15 protein-coding genes are annotated in these 16,826 nt (G+C 72.6%); 9 read left to right on the plus strand and 6 right to left on the minus strand.

Annotated features, from left to right (window positions below):
- Positions 1–132: 132 nt before the first annotated feature.
- Positions 133–783 carry a hypothetical protein gene (locus ACWD12_RS06160; RefSeq protein ID WP_450098545.1) on the plus strand — a complete coding sequence of 217 codons (651 nt, stop codon included), beginning with the start codon at positions 133–135 and terminating at the stop codon, positions 781–783.
- Between the two features lie 40 nt (positions 784–823).
- Here the strand turns inward: ACWD12_RS06160 and ACWD12_RS06165 are convergent, their stop codons facing one another.
- The gene (locus tag ACWD12_RS06165) at positions 824–3,163 is read right to left on the minus strand and encodes a PI-PLC domain-containing protein (RefSeq protein ID WP_358349522.1); all 2,340 of its coding nucleotides are present in this window, start codon (positions 3,161–3,163) and stop codon (positions 824–826) included.
- Positions 3,164–3,436: 273 nt separating this feature from the next.
- On the opposite strand from ACWD12_RS06165, the gene ACWD12_RS06170 reads away from it, so the two are divergent.
- Complete coding sequence (locus ACWD12_RS06170; RefSeq protein ID WP_450098758.1) at positions 3,437–4,246, plus strand: SAM-dependent methyltransferase; 810 nt, start codon at positions 3,437–3,439, stop codon at positions 4,244–4,246.
- A gap of 84 nt (positions 4,247–4,330) precedes the next feature.
- On the opposite strand, the gene ACWD12_RS06175 is transcribed toward ACWD12_RS06170, so the two are convergent.
- Positions 4,331–4,990, minus strand: coding sequence for a GDSL-type esterase/lipase family protein (locus ACWD12_RS06175; protein ID WP_450098546.1), 660 nt, complete (start codon positions 4,988–4,990; stop codon positions 4,331–4,333).
- A 150-nt stretch (positions 4,991–5,140) separates the two neighbouring features.
- On the opposite strand from ACWD12_RS06175, the gene ACWD12_RS06180 reads away from it, so the two are divergent.
- Positions 5,141–6,577, plus strand: coding sequence for a glutamine synthetase family protein (locus tag ACWD12_RS06180; protein ID WP_450098547.1), 1,437 nt, complete (start codon positions 5,141–5,143; stop codon positions 6,575–6,577).
- A gap of 96 nt (positions 6,578–6,673) precedes the next feature.
- Here ACWD12_RS06180 and ACWD12_RS06185 read toward each other — a convergent pair whose 3' ends face one another.
- Positions 6,674–7,129, minus strand: a complete 456-nt coding sequence (locus ACWD12_RS06185) for a DUF4442 domain-containing protein (RefSeq protein ID WP_450098548.1) — start codon at positions 7,127–7,129, stop codon at positions 6,674–6,676.
- Between the two features lie 116 nt (positions 7,130–7,245).
- Positions 7,246–8,028, minus strand: a complete 783-nt coding sequence (locus ACWD12_RS06190; protein ID WP_450098549.1) for a hypothetical protein — start codon at positions 8,026–8,028, stop codon at positions 7,246–7,248.
- Between the two features lie 319 nt (positions 8,029–8,347).
- Here ACWD12_RS06190 and ACWD12_RS06195 point away from each other — a divergent pair, with 319 nt between their 5' ends.
- On the plus strand, positions 8,348–9,757 hold the full coding sequence (locus ACWD12_RS06195; RefSeq protein ID WP_450098550.1) for a CoA transferase: 1,410 nt from the start codon (positions 8,348–8,350) through the stop codon (positions 9,755–9,757).
- Positions 9,758–9,806: 49 nt separating this feature from the next.
- Here ACWD12_RS06195 and ACWD12_RS06200 read toward each other — a convergent pair whose 3' ends face one another.
- Together ACWD12_RS06200 and ACWD12_RS06205 are read right to left on the minus strand one after the other, a co-directional pair.
- Entirely contained in the window at positions 9,807–10,124 is a 318-nt protein-coding gene (locus ACWD12_RS06200; protein WP_450098551.1) for a UBP-type zinc finger domain-containing protein, read from the minus strand.
- Between the two features lie 89 nt (positions 10,125–10,213).
- Positions 10,214–10,831, minus strand: coding sequence for a TetR/AcrR family transcriptional regulator (locus ACWD12_RS06205; RefSeq protein WP_450098552.1), 618 nt, complete (start codon positions 10,829–10,831; stop codon positions 10,214–10,216).
- 107 nt (positions 10,832–10,938) lie between these two features.
- Between ACWD12_RS06205 and ACWD12_RS06210 the strand changes: the two genes are divergently transcribed.
- The 5 genes from ACWD12_RS06210 to ACWD12_RS06230 all read left to right on the plus strand — a co-directional run bounded on the left by ACWD12_RS06210 (position 10,939) and on the right by ACWD12_RS06230 (position 16,771).
- Positions 10,939–12,507 carry a flavin-containing monooxygenase gene (locus ACWD12_RS06210; RefSeq protein WP_450098553.1) on the plus strand — a complete coding sequence of 523 codons (1,569 nt, stop codon included), beginning with the start codon at positions 10,939–10,941 and terminating at the stop codon, positions 12,505–12,507.
- Position 12,508: 1 nt separating this feature from the next.
- Positions 12,509–13,480 carry an SDR family NAD(P)-dependent oxidoreductase gene (locus ACWD12_RS06215; RefSeq protein WP_450098554.1) on the plus strand — a complete coding sequence of 324 codons (972 nt, stop codon included), beginning with the start codon at positions 12,509–12,511 and terminating at the stop codon, positions 13,478–13,480.
- 37 nt (positions 13,481–13,517) lie between these two features.
- A complete protein-coding gene (locus ACWD12_RS06220; protein ID WP_450098555.1) occupies positions 13,518–14,735 on the plus strand; it encodes an alpha/beta fold hydrolase in 1,218 nt (405 codons plus the stop codon).
- 147 nt (positions 14,736–14,882) lie between these two features.
- Positions 14,883–15,854, plus strand: a complete 972-nt coding sequence (locus ACWD12_RS06225; protein ID WP_358349488.1) for an aldo/keto reductase — start codon at positions 14,883–14,885, stop codon at positions 15,852–15,854.
- Positions 15,855–16,213: 359 nt separating this feature from the next.
- Positions 16,214–16,771 carry a septum formation family protein gene (locus ACWD12_RS06230; RefSeq protein WP_450098556.1) on the plus strand — a complete coding sequence of 186 codons (558 nt, stop codon included), beginning with the start codon at positions 16,214–16,216 and terminating at the stop codon, positions 16,769–16,771.
- Positions 16,772–16,826: the final 55 nt, after the last annotated feature.

Below are 16,826 nucleotides of genomic sequence, written 5' to 3' on the forward strand. Positions count from 1 at the left end.
ACATTCAGCGACCAACCGGTCAGTGCCACTCTCCCGTGCACTCCGCGTCCACACCGGTCGGTCCGATCTGCCACGATGGGGCGGCGCAGGAGGGGCCCCGCCGGGGGCCCACCCGAAGGGAGCCGCCGCAAGATGCCGTCCCCAAAGACCCGAGTCGTGTCGCGTACGGCCGAAGTCCGCGCGCGGATCCCCGACGACGCACGTACGGGAAGGGTGCCCGCGCCGTCCCGGCCGCGCATGGAACGCCGTACGGAGCCCCGCGACGCATCGCCGCCGCAAGCCGATCCGCCGCACCCCGACTCCGCGGGCACCGACACCGAGCTCCGCTCGCTCACCCTGGCCACCAACCGCACCAGCACCCGTACCAGCGCGACCGGCGGCCCCGCGCTGCCGCTGCGCGACGGCGTGCGCGTTTACCTCGAAGGGCTGGCCGCGTCGGCGGCGTCCGCATACGCCACGCCGGTCGACGACCTCGCCGAGGCCGAGGTGGCCGTGCTGCGGGTCGCGGCAGCGGCGGGCACCGGGACCACCGAGGAAGACACCGACCGCGTCCTCGACATAGCCGCCGCGGTCCCCACGATCGTCGTGCTGCGCGTCGAAGGTCCTTGCCCTGCGCCGGAGTTCGCCGACAACTGTGCGGCACTCCTGATCGACCTCGGCGCCCCGGACCGGACGGTGCTCGACGTGGTCTTCGGCCGCCACGCTCCCCTCGGCCGCCTGCCCTTTCCCCTCGGCCCCGCCGAAGACCCCGAGTTCCCGCAGGACTTCGGCCTCGGCTACTGAGGCCGAGACCGCGCCGGGAACACGCCCGGCACCGCACCTGTCAGTCCTTGGGCGTCCCGGCCGGGACCGGTGCCAGCAGCGCCGGACCCGGGGGCGGGGTCCGCGGCGGTTCGGGCCGCCCGGGCTGCTGGACGGCGTCCCTTCGCGCCCGGTCGGCGTTGAGGACGTCCACCGCGCCGCGGGCGTCCCCGATGGTCGCGAAGTCGACGGCGACGAAGTTCACCTGACTGCCGCGCTCGGCTTCGCACCGCCGGGCGCGGTCCAGCACGAACTGGCGGCTGTTGACGCGTCCCGCGTCGATCCGGCTGCCGCCCTGCGCGGTGATGAAGTGGTTCATCAGGAACAGGCCCTTGCCGGTACCGCCGCGGTTCGGCACGCAGCTCATGGACTCCGGGTCGGGGAACGTGTACGGCGTCTCCATCCCGTACCGGTAGAAGTTGCGGTACCTGGGATCCGGGCCGTCGGCGCGTTCCGCGAAGACGACGAGGCGCTCATTGCGGTTGATCATGTCGCGCAGCGTCGGCCACGGCGCGGCGGGGTCCGCGGGCGGGGTCGCGAGGAAGCGGTCGATGCCGGACTGCTGCACGGCCTCCATCATCTGCGTGCCGTCGACGGCGTCCTGCACGACGAGCGTGACCACCTCGTTGGGGTTGTTGTCGAGCCAGTCGCCGACCTGCCGCAGCGTGGCGACGAGGGGGATGGCACCCCCGCGGCACAGTGAGTGGCAGAGCCAGACGCCGGGGCGCGCCGGGGCATACCGGTCCACGACGCCGGCCATGATCTGCTGCTCCTCGGGCGACAGGTCGCCGCTGGCGAGCCGGGAGGCGATCTCGTCCGGGCTCTCCCACAGGTACGAGTCGATCAGCAGCGCCCGCGCGCCCAGGTCGAGTTGGGTGACCAGGTCGGGGTCCTGGAGCGGGCTGATGAAGCGGTCCGCGGTGGACGACATGGAGTTGTGCGTGGCGAGGTACGCGACGTCGTCGTAGCTGCGGTCGCACAGCTGGCGCATGCCGTTGCAGCGGCGCTCCTTGTCGGGGTCGCCGACCGTGGGGACGGGGACCAGGATCGTGAGCGCGAGCGCACCGGCCGCGCCGGCCGCGGCGAACCCGGTGATGGTGCGCACCCGCGAGCGCTTGACCGGTTCGCGGCCGCGCTCCTGGCGGCGGATCGCGACGGTCGCGAGGCCGGCGAGCACCGAGCCGGTGAAGACCGGGACCGCCGCCGCGGTCACCCACACGCCGACGATGTCGCGCGTGGCGGCCTCCTGCAGGTCGCCGACCAGGACGCGCACGGACGGCGCCCAGCTGCCGCGGTCCTCCGGGATCAGGTGCGGTGCCGCGCCCCATGCGATGAGGCAGACTGCGGCGGCGAGAAGGCCGCCCGCGGCGAGTCCGACGCCGGGGCCGCGCAGGCGGCCGAGCCCGCGGTAGGGCGCGGTGCGCCACAGCACGAACAGCCCGCCGAGGGCGAACGCGCAGGCCAGTGTGAGCATCTTGCCGAGGCCGAACACCGTGAACGCCCGTAGTTGCGGCAGCGGCCCGAGGTTGACGTCGGTGTCCTCGGCCCGGACGTCGACGACCAGGTCCCACTGCTCGCCGTTGCTCAGCTCCGTCAGACCGTGCTGGGCGTCCAGGACCTTTTCACCGAACAGCGCCGGCACGACCGCGACGAGCACGCCGCCGAGGTCGTTGGCGCGCAGCGAGGCGATCACCGGCTCACGCAGCGGCGCCCGGCTGTCCTCCGGGAGTTTCTCCAGGATCAGGTCCGCGACCTGCGGGGCCGCCTCGGGGGCCAGGTCGAGGGCGGGCAGGCTGTCGGGACTCTGCCCCTGCGCGAGCGCGTCGAGGGCGCGCTGCACGGACGCGACGAACGCGGGCGCGTTGGCCTCGGTGACCGAGGGCACGTCGCCGGTGAGGTCGCCGACGAATACCTCGGCCACGCCGCCGAGGTTGTTGATGACCGGCTTGAGGTCGACGGTGAAGTGCAGGTCGCCCTCGTCGCCGCGCAGGTAGGCGACCGTCCGGCCGATCTGGTCGGCGGTCATGCCGCGCAGCGTGGACGGGGGCAGGACGAGGCGCAGGTTGGCGGTGACCTGGTTGGGCGGGACGGGCAGACGGGCCAGCAGGTCGCGCGTTATGTCGGCCATCTCGGGGTCGACGAGGACCTGGTCGTAGAGGCGGTTGTAGCTGTCCTCGCGTTCGAGCACGGAGTCGTACCAGGCCTCGTCGAGGACGGTGGTGCGGGCGACGCCGAGTCCGGTGATGATCGCGACACTGACGGCGACGACGATGTACGCGGCCGCGCGCACGGTACGGATGCGTCGGCGCGCACGGCGGTCCGCCGCCTGCGCTGCCCCTTGCGTACCTTCCGTACCTTTCACCCCTTCAATATAGGAAAAGCCTACCAATCCCCGAAAAAGACACGACACGGTCCCTCCCAAACGCCGCCGCGATCCCCCGACCGGTCCCCCTGGACGTCCTCCGGCGCCTCAGTCGAAGCGCTGCCCGGAAGACGCGCGAGCATCCCTGGTCACCACGCGTTACGATCCGCGTGACGAAACATCAACTCCCAACCGCGGCACAGGAGTAGGGGACGCGTGAGCGGCATCGAGGACATTTCGGACGGTCCGGAGGCGAACGCCGTCGGCGGTCCGCTGGGCGGCACCGAAGGCGACGACTGGGCACCCACCGGCATCGACGTGAGCAAGCCCAGTATCGCGCGTGTGTACGACGCGGTCCTGGGCGGAAAGGACAACTTCGCGGTCGACCGGGTGATCGCCCAGCAGTCCCAGGACATCGTCCCGGAGATCGGCGACGTCGCCCGCTTCAACCGCGACCTGCTGGGCCGCGCGGTCCGCTTCATGGCCCAAAAGGGCATACGCCAGTTCCTGGACCTGGGGTCCGGCCTGCCGACCGTGCAGAACACGCACCAGGTCGCGCAGTCGGTCGCACCCGACGCACGCGTCGTGTACGTCGACATCGACCCCATCGTGCTCGCCCACGGCCGCGCCCTGCTGGCGGAGAACCACAACACCACCGTCGTCACCGCCGACCTGCGCGACCCCAAGGCGGTGCTGGACCTGCCGCAGGTCCGGGAGTTCATCGACTTCGACCAGCCCGTCGGCCTCATGCTGGTCGGCGTCATCCACCACCTCGGCGACGACGAGGACCCGGACGGCATCGTGCGGGCGTACCTCGAAGCCCTGCCCGCCGGAAGCTACTTCCTGCTCACGCACTTCTGCGCGTCGAGCCCGGACGCCCTCGCCCTCGAAGGCGCGCTGCTGACCAGCCTGGGCACCGGCCGCTTCCGCACCCTGGAGGAGATCACCGCGTACTTCGACGGGCTCGAACTCCTCGACCCGGGGGTCGTCTACCTGCCGCAGTGGCGCCCCGAGGAGCCGGTCGCCGCGGAACTGACGGTCGGACAACGGCTGATGGCGGGCGGTCTCGCGCTCAAGCACTGACGTACCCGCGGTCACGCCGCCGACTCCGGTCCGGCGCGGGTGCGGGTGGCCGGCCGGTCAGCGGCCGCCCGCACCACGCGCCGGTCAGGCCGGGTCCGGTCGGGCGGGGTCCGGCCCCGCCAGGCCGTCGAGCCAGGGCCACCACCCGCCGTCGCCGACGAGGTCCGCCAGCATCGCGTGGCCGACCGGGCCGCAGTGCGCGGTGTCTCCGTACGCGTCGATGCTCTGCCACCACTCGGGCCGCCCGCGCAGCGCGTCGTGCACCGGAACGAAGGGAACGCCGAGTTCGGCGCAGGTGCGCCCGAACGCGGCCTCCAGCGCGGGGAGATCGCCGCGCCCGGTGTCGCCGTCCGGGATCGGCGGCACGCCGACGACGAGCGCGGGCCAGCCCGCGGCGCGGGCGGTCCCCAGGACGGCGCGCAGGTTGCGCACGCTGTCGTCGGGTGCGACCCGAGGTACACCGTCCTCGTACGTGCTGTCGTTGAGGCCGAAGGCGAACACCACACCATGCGCGTCCCCGCCGGTCAACCGGCGCGCGGCCTCGTCGTACCAGCGGCCGGCGATGTCGGCGGACGTCTCACGGCGCACCCCGAGGTTGTAGGCGGTCAGGCGGTCGCCGCGGGCATGCGCACGTGCCGACAGGCGGCCGACCCATCCGCCCTCACGATCGCCGACGCCTTGCGTGTAGGAGTCGCCGACACAGCAGATGCGCAGGTCGGGGCCCTGCGGGTGGGGAGGTTCCATGATCGGGACCCTAGGGGACGACCCCTCTGCCGGGCCTCCGAGTTTTCCCGCCCGGACCGGCGACGGCTCGCGCGTACCCCGGTTCACCTGGGCTTCTTCACCCGAACGGGGAGTTTCGACCGGTCCGTCCGCAACGGCAGGATTACCCGCATGGCGGCAACTGAGACACCACCTCCCCCCTCCCCTGCCCTCCCCGGCACTCCCGGCGCCGCCGTGGCGACCGTGGCGGTCGGCGCCGACGTGCGCGCCGAACGCGCGGCGCGCGCCCGCATCGCAGCCGCCGAGCTGACCGCACGCGACGTCGCCGGCGTGGTCGTCGGGTGGGTCGACAACGCGGGCATCTGTCGCGTCAAGACCGTCCCCGTCCGGCAGTTGGAGCACGCGGCCGCATGGGGCGTCGGTGCGGCGCCCTGCTTCGACGTGTTCCTCGTCGACGACTCGATCACGGACAGCACCTGGATCGGCGGTCCGGTCGGCGACCTGCGCCTGGTACCGGACCTGGACCGGCTCGTCCCGCTGGCCGCGCAGCCCGGCTGGGCGTGGGCGCCGGGCGACCGCATCACCCAGGACGGCCACGTGCACCCGGGCTGCTCGCGGCAGTTCGCCCGGCGGATGTGCGAGGCCGCGGCGGACCGCGGGTTCGCGCTGCGCGCCGGCTTCGAGGTCGAGTGGATCGCGGCGCGGGCCGGATCGGCCGACGGGGCGCCCGAGGTGCCGACCGACGGCCCGGCGTACGGCATGACCCGCGTCGTCGAGTGCTCCGACTACCTGCGCGACATCCTCCAGGCGCTGGACGCCCAGGGGTTGACGGTGCTCCAGCTGCATCCCGAGTACACACCAGGGCAGTTCGAGGTGTCGGTCGCCGCCGAGGACCCGGTCGGCGCGGCGGACAGCGCGGTCCTGGTACGCCAGACCGTGCGCGGGGTGTCGGCGCGGCACGGCCTGCGCGTGTCGTTCGCGCCCGTGGCCACGCCGGGGACGGTGGGCAACGGCGGCCACCTGCACCTGAGTTTGTGGCGGGACGGGGTCAACCTGATGCACGGCGGCGACGGTCGGTACGGCCTGACCTCGGTGGGCGAGGCGTTCCTCGCGGGCATCGTGGCCGCACTCCCCGCGCTGACCGCGGTCGGGGCGCCGTCGGCGGCCAGCTACCTGCGGCTCGTCCCGTCGCACTGGGCGGGGGCGTACCGGTGCTGGGGCCTGGAGAACCGCGAGGCGGCCGTGCGGCTGATCACCGGGAGCACGGGTGAGCGGGAGTCCGGGGCCAACGCCGAGGTGAAGTGCTTCGACGCGGCCGCCAATCCGTACCTGGCGATGGGCGCGGTGATCGCCGCGGGACTGGACGGCGTCGAGCGCGGCTCGGTGCTGCCGCCCGAGACGACCGCCAATCCCGCGGAGACGGGCGCGGAGCGGCTGCCGGCGTCACTGCCGGAAGCGGTGGCCGAGTTCGACCGCTCGGCAGTGCTGTCGGCCGCGTTCGGCCCCGAACTGCACGCCGCATTCGCGGGCGTCCGACGCGCCGAGGCGGCGCTGTTCGCGACGTCGACCCCGGAGGAGATCGTCGCCGCCACCCGCTGGCGCTACTGACGCGACCCGCCGCCGCGTGCCTCCGCCGCGACCACATCCGTCGCGGCGGAGGGGCGGTCCGTCGCCTGGGGTGCGAACGGTTGCGACCGGGCGCGGTCAGGTGCGGTTCGGGCGCAGCGTCCACACGATGTTCATCTCGGCGGTCGTCGTGCCGTCCTCGGTGCGGATCTCGACCGCCACCGGGAATTCGGGCCGCTCGCCCTCGTCCAACTGCGCCACCACGTCCTCCGCCGGGCGGCCGAGACGCGCCTCGGCGAGCACCGGCCCCATGGCCAGCTTCTTGTACGCGATGTCCGCGGTGACCGCGAGCGGCACCGCGCGGCCCAACTGGTCGCCGAACGCCGCCAGGACGATCGCGCCGGACGCGGACTCGCCGAGCGAGAACATCGCGCCCGCGTGCGGGCCGCCGACGTGGTTGTGCAGGTCCGCGTTGTCCGGCAGCCGCAGGACCGCGTGCTCGCGGTCGATCTCGACGAACTCCAGACCGAGGGTCCGGACCAGGGGCACGGACTGCTTCAGCCCGTCGGCGATGAAGTCGAATTGAGTGCTCACCCCCGGATGCTACCCGCAAGTAACTTCACGGGGGAAGGGGCTGCCGAGGCCGACCCCCTCCTCCGCGGGAGGCCTGCCCCGGGCCCGCAGGTACAACAGCCCGGGGCGCCGCACGGTCACGGCCTGACCGCGCCGGATCCCGCCCCGGCACCCGAACACGCGCCCGCGGGAACCGGCTCGGGTCGGTCGCCGAGGTCCGCCAGGTCGCCGAGGTCGCCGACCGCACCCTCACCTTCGTCGCCGTCAGCCGCGGCGGGCTCGGGCTCGTCCATGTCGCATTCGGCGCCCGCTTCGGCGGCGCTTCCGGTCCCGCCTCCCACTGCATCCGTGGCCTGGCCGTCGGTCAGGTCGCCGGCCCGGTCGCCGGCAACGACCTCGGTCAGGCCGTCGCCTCGCTCCTCGGCCGGGCTCTCATCCTCACCCGCGTCCTCGGTCGCCGGCTCGGCGTCAACCGCGGTGGCGGCCCCGGCCTCGGGCATGCCGGCGGGCTCCGCCTTCCGGGTCGCCGCAGTTCCGGCGAGCGCCGACAACGCCCGCTCCGGCTGCCGCTCCGGCGAGGCGAGCCAGTGGAACACCCGGCCCCGAACCTCCGCCGCCGCGTCGTCCGCGACGGCCTGCGGGTACACCGTGACCTCCTCGAACGCCCGGCCGCGGCGGTCCCACACGGTGCGGCGCCGCAGGTAGCCGGCCTCTTCCAACTCCGCCAGGTACCCCTCGATCGACTTCGCCGACTCCCCCGGGCGGGACGCGAGTCGCGCCCGGTCGGGCCGGGCCCGTTCGGGTAGTAACAGCAGGTGCACGGCAAGGCCCCGTGCGGGCACGCTCAACCGGGCGTCCTTCATCAGAACGTCGTTGACGCCCAGTCCCCCGGCCCCTGCGCCGCCCCAGATCCTCCGCATGGCGTGCCCTCCCCATCTCGGTACTCCACCCCAACCGCCGTGGCCGACACGATGGTTGCCCCGCTTCCCAGTGTCCGTCGCCGGTCCGGCGTGCGGGGGACGACAGAGCGTGAATGACGCAAAAGGGTGAAGGAGACTTCGTGGAGGTCCCGTGAGGAACCGACATTAGCCGCAAATTCCCGTCGACATCGCACACATTTCCGGATACTCGTGGCTTGTTCGCCACCGCATCCGTCACCCGGAATCGTGATCACCGCCCAGGCCTGTCGACCGCCCCCCGCCCTCGCAGCGCCGCGCACGCGGTGATGGGATTGGCTCCATGCGTCCTTCCGCAGCCCTGCTGCTCGACGAAGCCTGGCGATCGCTCGGCGGCGACCCCGCGCTCGCCGCACACGTGTCGTTCACGGGCCGCGCCGACACGCTGCCCGCGCGCCTGCCGGTGACCGAGCTGGCCCAGGCGACCGCGGGGGCGGCAGGGCTCGCCGCGGCCGAGTTCGCGGCCGTACGCTCCGGCGCACCGCTCGCCACGGTCACCGTCGACAGCGAGGCGACCGCCATAGCCTTCACGAGCGAGCGCCACCTGCGCCTGAACGGACGTCCGCAGGGCGGCATGGACCCGCTGTCGAAGTTCTACGTCTGCGCGGACGGCGTGGTCCGCGTGCACGGCAACTATCCGCACCACCGCGACGCGCTCTTCCGCGCGCTGGAGATCACCGGCACGCCGGACGACCCCGCCGAGACGGTCGCGCTCGCGCTGCTGCCGCTGTCCGTCGCGGAGGCGGAGGAACGCATCCGGAACGCGGACGGGCTGGCGTTCGCGGTCCTCACCCCCGACGAGTGGCGGGCCCACCCGCACGGTTCGCAGGTCGCGGACGACCCGTTGCTCACCCGGCGCAGAATGGGCGCGCCGTCGCCGCGGCGGGCCGGCGGACCCGCGTCGCACGACGGGACGGTGCTGCCGGCGTCCGGCATCCGGGTCCTCGACCTAACGCGCGTCATCGCCGGGCCGGTGGCCACGCGCACGCTCGCCCATCTCGGCGCCGACGTGCTCCGCATCGACTCCCCGCACCTTCCCGAGCTGCCCGCGCAGCACCTGGACACCGGCCTGGGGAAGCGCTCCGCGCTGCTGGACCTCGGCACGCCGGAAGGCATCGCCGTCCTGGACGAACTCCTGGCCGACACCGAAGTCGTCGTTACCGGCTACCGCCCCGGTGTGCCGGCCCGCTTCGGGCTGGCCCCCGAGGTACTGGCGGCCCGGCACCCGGGCATCGTCACGGCGAACCTGTCCGCATGGGGTGGGCCGGGGCCGTGGGCGCAGCTGCGCGGCTTCGACAGCCTCGTGCAGGGGCCGACCGGGATCGCCTGGATCGAGGCGGACGGCGACGACCGGCCCGGCGTACTGCCCGCCCAGGCGCTGGACCACGGCACGGGCTATCTGCTGGCGGCGGGCGTACTGCGCTCGCTGACGGAGCGCCAGGCGGACGGCCGGGGCTCGCACGTCGAGGTCGCGTTGGCCCGGACGGCGGCGTGGCTGCTGCGGCACCACGACCCCGAGGAACACCTTCCCGGGTTCCCGCGCCGGGTCGCCGCCGCGCGGCATCTCGGCTTCAAGGTCGCCGAGCAGGGGGAACTCGCGTACGCCCTGCCCCCGTTCGCCCTCAAAGGCGGTCCGGCCGACTGGGCGGCCGCCCCGGTGCCGTGGGGCAGCAGCCCGGCGGCATGGTGGTGACGGCCCCCCGCGCGGCGCTTCCGGACGCGGGCACGTGCCGACGCCCCCGCTAGGTGCGTGGCAGCAGGAACAGTTGGTCCTCGTAGCACCAGCCCCATTCCTCGCCCGGCTCGAAGGAGCGGATGAGGGCGTGCCGGGCGCCCTGCCAGTGGCCGGTGGCATGTCGGCGGGGCGAGTTGTCGCAGCAGCCGACGTACCCGCAGGACAGGCAGACACGCAACTGCACCCAGGTGCCGCCCGACTTGAGGCAGTCCTGGCAGCCGTCCATCGAGCTGGGGGCGACCGAACGCACCTGGTCGAGGTGTGCGCAGGTCGCGCCCTCCTGTCCGCGGACCTGCTGGGCCACCTCGTACCGGGTCGTGCTCATGCCGTGCTCCTCCGCCTCGCCGCCGACGTGGCCGTCGGCCCCGCCGCTCGTCGTCCGCCTGGTTGCCGGGACGGGGCGAAGGTTCCCGTTCAGGCCCGGGACAACACGTCGGCGGCGGGATCGACGCAGCTCAGCACGCCGACGAGGGTGCGCTCAAGGAACTGGGCCAGGGCGGCGCGGTCCTCCGCGGGGTCCTGGTCCTGCCAGGCCACCACGGTCTCCTCGGCGAAGACCACCCACGCGCGGGCGGCGGTACGCAGCAGCGGTGTGTCGTCGAGGCCCAGCTCCGCACATCCGGCGAGAATGCGTGCCGCCTGGGCGCGGCGGGCGGCCTCGACGTGTTCGCGTACTGTCTCGTCGGCGCTCGCGGCGCCGCGGACCAGGGAGACGTAGGTGGCACGGTGGTCGAGGACGTAGTCGACGAAAGCGCCCAGCACGGCGTGCAGGCGGGCGAGCGGCTCCAGCGCGGGGTCGGGGGCGGTGTGCGCGAGGAAGTCCTCGCACGCGGCCTCCACCACGGCCCGGTGGAAGCCCTGCTTCGACTTGAAGTAGTGGAACATGAGGCCGCGCGAGATCCCGGCCCGTTCGGCGAGTTCGTCGATCGAGAGCTCGTCCAGCGTGCGGGATCCGAGCAGTTCACGGCCCAGGAGCAGCAGCTGCGCTCGCCGCTGATCCGGGGTCAGGCGGGTGCGTCGGGGTGCGGGCATGCCGGACAGTGTACGGAGGTCCGGCGCAAACTATTGACTACCGTTCAGTAATCTTCCTAGGGTCGTGCTGCCCGCACGCCAGGCCCGACCGAGCGCCGGAGAAGACCTTGCCGACACAGCCTCCCCACGGCTCCTCCGCGGAGCCACCGGTCCCGCACGTCCGCGTCGCCGTCATCGGCGGCGGGTTTTCCGGCCTCGGCGCGGGAGCCCGCCTCCTGCGCTACGGCATCGAGGACTTCGTCATTCTGGAGCGCGGCGCGGACGTCGGGGGGACGTGGCGCGACAACACGTACCCGGGCGCCTGCTGCGACGTCCCGTCCAACCTCTACTCGTTCTCGTTCGCGCCGAACCCGACGTGGTCGCGGTCCTTCTCGCCGCAACCCGAGATCCAGGAGTACCTGCGGCGCTGCGCCCGCGAGTTCGGGCTGCTCCCCTACCTGCGGTTCGAGCACGAGGTACGCGCGGCGCGGTGGAACGACGCGGCATCGCTGTGGGAGTTGGAGACGTCCCGGGGACCGCTGACCGCCAACGTGCTGCTCGCGGGCGGCGGTCCGCTCAGTGAGCCCTCGTACCCCGACATCAAGGGACTCACCACCGCGTTCGAGGGCGAGATCTTCCATTCGTCGCGCTGGAACCACGGCTACGACCTGCGCGGCAAGCGTGTCGCGGTGATCGGCACGGGCGCGTCCGCGATCCAGTTCGTGCCGCAGATCCAGCCCCGCGTCGCGCACCTCGACCTCTACCAGCGCACCGCGCCGTGGATCATGCCGCGCACCGACCGTGCCCTCACCGGGACCGAACGCGCGCTCTACAAGGCGGTGCCGCCGCTGCAAAAGGCCGTGCGGCTGGGCCTGTTCTGGGGGCGCGAGACCTTCTGGCTCGGCTTCAACGGCAAGCACCCCGGCATGGTCAAGCGCATCGAAGGCATCGCGCGCATGCACCTGAGGCGGGGTGTCCGCGACCAGGAACTGCGCGCCAAGCTGACGCCCGACTTCACCATCGGCTGCAAGCGCATCCTGCTCTCGAACGACTACTACCCCTCGCTCGAACAGGACAACGTCGACGTGGTCACCGACCGCATCGCCGAGGTCCGGGCGAACTCGGTGGTCACCGCCGACGGTGTCGAACGCCCCTGCGACGCGATCATCCTGGGCACCGGGTTCCAGGCCACCGACATGCCGATGGCGCACATGATCACCGGCCGCGACGGCGTGCTGCTCGCCGACGCGTGGAAGGACGGCATGGCCGCCCATCAGAGCGCCATGACCGCGGGATTCCCCAACCTGTTCTTCGTCATCGGCCCGAACTCCGGTCTCGGGCACTCCTCGATGACGCTGGTGATCGAGGCGCAGATCAAGTACGCGGTCGACGCCATCCGCCAGATGGACCGCCACGACATCGCCGACCTCGACGTGACGCGCGCCGCGCAGGACGCCTACAACGCACGGTTGCACGCCAAGCTCGACGGCACGGTGTGGGTCACGGGCGGCTGCGACAGTTGGTACCTGGACTCGCGTACCGGCAAGAACACCACGCTCTGGCCGGACTTCGTGTGGAAGTTCATGTGGATGAACCGCAGGTTCTCGCCTGCCGGGCACCGGGCACGCCGCTGGGACCAGGTACGCGAGCCCCGGCCGACCGCGGCGTCCGTCGCCGCGCCGACAGAAGGAGTCTGACGTGCGGGAGTTCGCCGGCAAGGTCGCCGCGATCACGGGTGCCGGATCGGGTATCGGACGCGCGCTCGCGTACGAACTCGCCCGGCACGGAGCCCGGCTGGCACTGTCCGACGTCGACGAGGAAGCCGTACGCGAAACCGCCGCGGTCGCACTCGGCCACGGCGCGAGCGAAACGGCGGCGAGCCGGGTCGACGTCGCCGACCGGCACGCGGTGCAGGCATGGGCGGACGAGACCGCGGGCCACTTCGGCACGGTCAACCTCGTCGTCAACAACGCGGGTGTCGCGCTGACCGCCTCCGTGGAGGAGATGGACTGGGACGACTTCGAGTGGCTGATGGGCGTCAACTTCTGGGGAGTCGCCCACGGGACCAAGGCATTCCTGCCCCACCTGCGCCGCGCCCGCGACGCGCACCTGGTCAACATCTCCAGCGTCTTCGGCCTGATGGGCATCCCGACCCAGAGTGCCTACTGCGCGGCCAAGTACGCCGTGCGCGGCTTCACCGAGTCGCTGCGCCAGGAGATGCGCATGTCCGGGTCCGGTGTCCGGGTCACGACGGTGCACCCGGGCGGCGTCAAGACCAACATCGCGCGCCGCGCACGGGCCGCGAGCAACCGTGAAGTCGACACGCTTGCCGACGAGTTCGACAAGGTCGCCCGCACCTCGCCGGAGCGCGCCGCGCGCATCATCGTGCGGGGCGTGAAGCGCAACCGGGCGCGGATCTTCGTCGGCCCGGACGCGACGCTGATCGACGTCGGACAGCGTCTGCTGGGCGCCGGCATCGAGCCGCTGGTTCGCACGTTCTCCGGCCGGTCGTCCCTGGAGACGAGCGCCCCCGCTCCGGTGTCGGTGTCCGCCGGGGCCAAGGTCGCCGAGACGCAGGCCACCGAGACAAGGGCCGCCGAGCCCGTACTCGCCGAGCCCTCGGCCGCTCCCCCGACCGGGACCACCACCCGCCCCGCGACCGGCAGTTAGCGCGCCTCCGCCCCCCTCATCCGCCAGGAGTCGTCAGATGACCGATGTGAGCTCACCCGCCCCCGACGAGGTCACGCCGCCCGCGAAGGCCGCCGAGGCGACGCATCCCGCGAAGCAGCCCGCGAAGCAGCAGCCCGGGATGCCCGCGAAGAAGGCCGCCCGTGCCCTGGGCCGGAGCAAGCCGAGGAAGGTCGTTCCCGTCCCCAAGACCGCGCGCGGCGCGGCGGACGTAACTCCCCTCGCGGAGAAGGCCGTTGCCGTCGCTCCCGGCACGCCCGAGATCCCTGCCGCACGCACCCCGGCGTCGCCCGCGCCGGTACGCCGCATCCGCGTGGTCCTGGCCCGCGACGGCGCGGCCCTGCACGTCGTCGAGTACGGCGCGTCCGACGCCGCGGTCACCGTCGTGCTCGCGCACGGCTGGACCCTCACGCACGGCGCGTGGACGGCACCGGCCCGGGCACTCGCCGAGGACCCCGGGGCGTCCGTGCGGGTGGTGATGTACGACCAGCGCGGCCACGGCCGTTCCAGCTCGGGGCTGGCCCGGCCGTTCTCCGTCGACCAGTTGGCCGAGGACCTGGTGGACATCCTCGACGCGACGGCGCCGACGGGACCGGTCGTCCTCGGCGGGCACTCGATGGGCGGCATGACCATCATGGCGCTGGCCGCCGCGCACCCGGAGCTGTTCGGCGAACGCGTGGCCGGGGTACTGCTGGTCGGCACCTCGGGCGGCGACCTCGTCCCCCAGGCGCCGCCGTTCCCGCTGCGGGACCGGCTCCGGGGGCGGGCCGGGATGCGGTTCTTCGCCTTCGGCGAGCGGCGTCCGTCGGCGTTCGCGCGCGGCCGGCGGCTGCTGCCGGGCCCGCAGACCAAGGCCCACCTGCGGGCGGTCAGGCGGGGCCTGTTCGGCCCGGGCGCGGACGAGGCGGCGGTGCGTTCGTGCGCCTGGATGATCTACAACACGTCGGCCGAGGCGGTGTGCGGCTACTTCCCGGCCCTCGCCGCGCACGACCAGTCCGGCCAACTGGCCGCGCTGTCCTCGGTCCCGGTACGTATCGTCGTCGGTGACCTCGACAAGCTCACGCCCGTCGGCCACAGCAAGCGCCTCGCGGCCGAACTGGCGCACGCGGAACTGACCGTCGAGACCGGCTGCGGCCACATGGTCCTGACCGAACGCCCCGCGTCCGTGACGACCCCGCTGCGCGACCTGTGCCGGGCGGCGGTCGACGGCCCGCCGGTGCAGGTACGCGGCACGTAGTCGGCCCACACCGGCCCGCCCGCCGCCGGGCTGTGCCGTCGCGGTGGTTGCAGTGCGCCCTCGCCGAGTGTCGCTTGACTTCGAGTGCGCTCAAAGGGGGAGGCTGGGTCGCGTACCGCATCCCACCCGGATCCCAGGGAGCACCGCATGAAGACCACCACGCTCGGCAGCGACGGCCCCGTCGTCGGCGTCATCGGGCTCGGCTGCATGGGCATGACACACGCGTACGACCCCGCCGGGCGTGACGACGAGACGTCGATCGGCGTTCTGCACCGGGCGGTCGAGCTCGGGGTGACGCTGATCGACACCGCCGACGTCTACGGCCCGTACACCAACGAGGAGTTGGTCGGGCGCGGCCTCGCCGGCATCCGCGACCGGGTCGTGCTGGCCACCAAGGTCGGCCTGGAGACCAAGCCCGAGGGCGAGCGCGGGGCCGGCATGCGGGCGATGCGCTTCAACGGGAAGCCGGAGCACGTGCGCCGCTCGATCGACGAGAGCCTGCGGCGCCTCGGCACCGACCACGTCGACCTCTACCAGCTCCACCGCGTCGACCCCGAGGTGCCCGTCGAGGAGACCTGGGGTGCGCTCGCCGAGGTCGTGGCCGCGGGCAAGGCGCGGCGGATCGGGCTGTCCGAGGTGAGCGTCGAGGAGATCAAGCGCGCGCAGGCGGTGCACCCGGTCGCCTCGGTGCAGAGCGAACTCTCGCTGTGGACGCGGGACGCGCTCGCCGAGGTGGTGCCGTACTGCAACGCGCAGGGCATCGCGTTCCTGCCGTTCTCGCCGCTCGGCCGCGGCTTCCTGACCGGGAACTTCGCCACCGTGGACGACCTGCCCGAGGGCGACTGGCGCCGCGGGCTGCCGCGCTTCCAGGCCGACGCGATCGCCGCGAACCAGGCCCTCGTCGCGGCCGTACGCGCCATCGCCGACCGCCTCGGCGCCACCCCGGCGCAGGTCGCGCTCGCGTGGGTCCGCGCGCAGGGCGAGTACGTCGTGCCGATCCCCGGCACCAAGACGCCGAAGTACCTCGCCGACAACGCCGGGGCGTCCGATGTCGTCCTGAGTGCCGCCGACTTGGCGGACCTCGACGCGCTGCCCGCGCCCGAAGGCACCCGGTACTGACGCGGTTCATACCCGCCCCCTTGTTCAATGCGAGTTCGAACGCATGGGCATCGGGGCGGGTTTGCCTTCCGCGGGAGCAAGTGCCGGAGGAGATGCGTTTCTTCTGCTACACGATTGATACAACGTCAGGAAAGTTGTGATACAAAGCACTTGTAGTCACGGAGCAGGCTCGCGGTTCGCGGACACCGCTTGAGCGCGTGATATCTCACAGGCATTCCCGGAAATCAAGGGTTGTCTCCCTCGGACATGGGGTAGCCGACGGCACCAGACTCGGGTGGGTCCACTCCACCACGAGAGGTTTTCGTCCCCCTATGCGTGCTTTCCGCTCCCCTCGTAAGTCCGCGATACGTGTTACCGCCGTGGCCGCCTCCGGGGTCGTCGCCATGGCGATGCTGACCGCTTGCAACGGCGACGACGACAACAAGTCGCTCACCCCGCCGCCGATGCCGACGTTCTCCGTCCCGAAGATCGACATCCCGGACATCGACATCCCGGACCCGAGCGACCTGCCCACGAGCACGAAGCGGCCGACCAGTTCCTCGTCGAGGCCTACCGGTGGCGCGACATCGTCGACGGACGAGGTCGAGTCGGTCGACCTCGAAGAGGGCGAGTGCATCGACACCTCGTCCAGCGGCGAGATCAGCAAGAAGTCGTGCTCCGGCCCGCACATGGGCGAGGTCGGCGCGGTCGTCACGCTGCCGGACAGCCCGTCCCCCACGTCGCCGGACTTCGAGGCATCCATCGAGTCGAAGTGCGAGGACGAGGTCATGCCGATCATCAACCGGCAGTCCAACGCGAGCGCGCTGACGTTCAGCTTCTACTACCCGCAGTTCTCCTCCTGGACGAGCGGCGACCGCACGCTCCAGTGCATCATCGAGCGCGAGGACGGCGCGAAGCTGACGGCCAAGCTCAAGTAGTCGGCCTCGTTCGCCGGGCCCCGAGAGCCCTCGCGCAACGCATCGCGCGTGACGG

The organism is Streptodolium elevatio (assembly GCF_053592165.1).

Excerpts from the sequence above, each read along its gene's own strand:
- ACWD12_RS06195 (WP_450098550.1), top strand. The coding sequence starts at position 8,348 with ATGCGTCCTTCCGCAGCCCTGCTGCTCGACGAAGCCTGGCGATCGCTC.
- ACWD12_RS06225 (WP_358349488.1), top strand. The coding sequence starts at position 14,883 with ATGAAGACCACCACGCTCGGCAGCGACGGCCCCGTCGTCGGCGTCATC.
- ACWD12_RS06205 (WP_450098552.1), bottom strand. The coding sequence starts at position 10,831 with ATGCCCGCACCCCGACGCACCCGCCTGACCCCGGATCAGCGGCGAGCG.
- ACWD12_RS06180 (WP_450098547.1), top strand. The coding sequence starts at position 5,141 with ATGGCGGCAACTGAGACACCACCTCCCCCCTCCCCTGCCCTCCCCGGC.
- ACWD12_RS06200 (WP_450098551.1), bottom strand. The coding sequence starts at position 10,124 with ATGAGCACGACCCGGTACGAGGTGGCCCAGCAGGTCCGCGGACAGGAG.
- ACWD12_RS06160 (WP_450098545.1), top strand. The coding sequence starts at position 133 with ATGCCGTCCCCAAAGACCCGAGTCGTGTCGCGTACGGCCGAAGTCCGC.
- ACWD12_RS06220 (WP_450098555.1), top strand. The coding sequence starts at position 13,518 with ATGACCGATGTGAGCTCACCCGCCCCCGACGAGGTCACGCCGCCCGCG.
- ACWD12_RS06190 (WP_450098549.1), bottom strand. The coding sequence starts at position 8,028 with ATGCGGAGGATCTGGGGCGGCGCAGGGGCCGGGGGACTGGGCGTCAAC.
- ACWD12_RS06175 (WP_450098546.1), bottom strand. The coding sequence starts at position 4,990 with ATGGAACCTCCCCACCCGCAGGGCCCCGACCTGCGCATCTGCTGTGTC.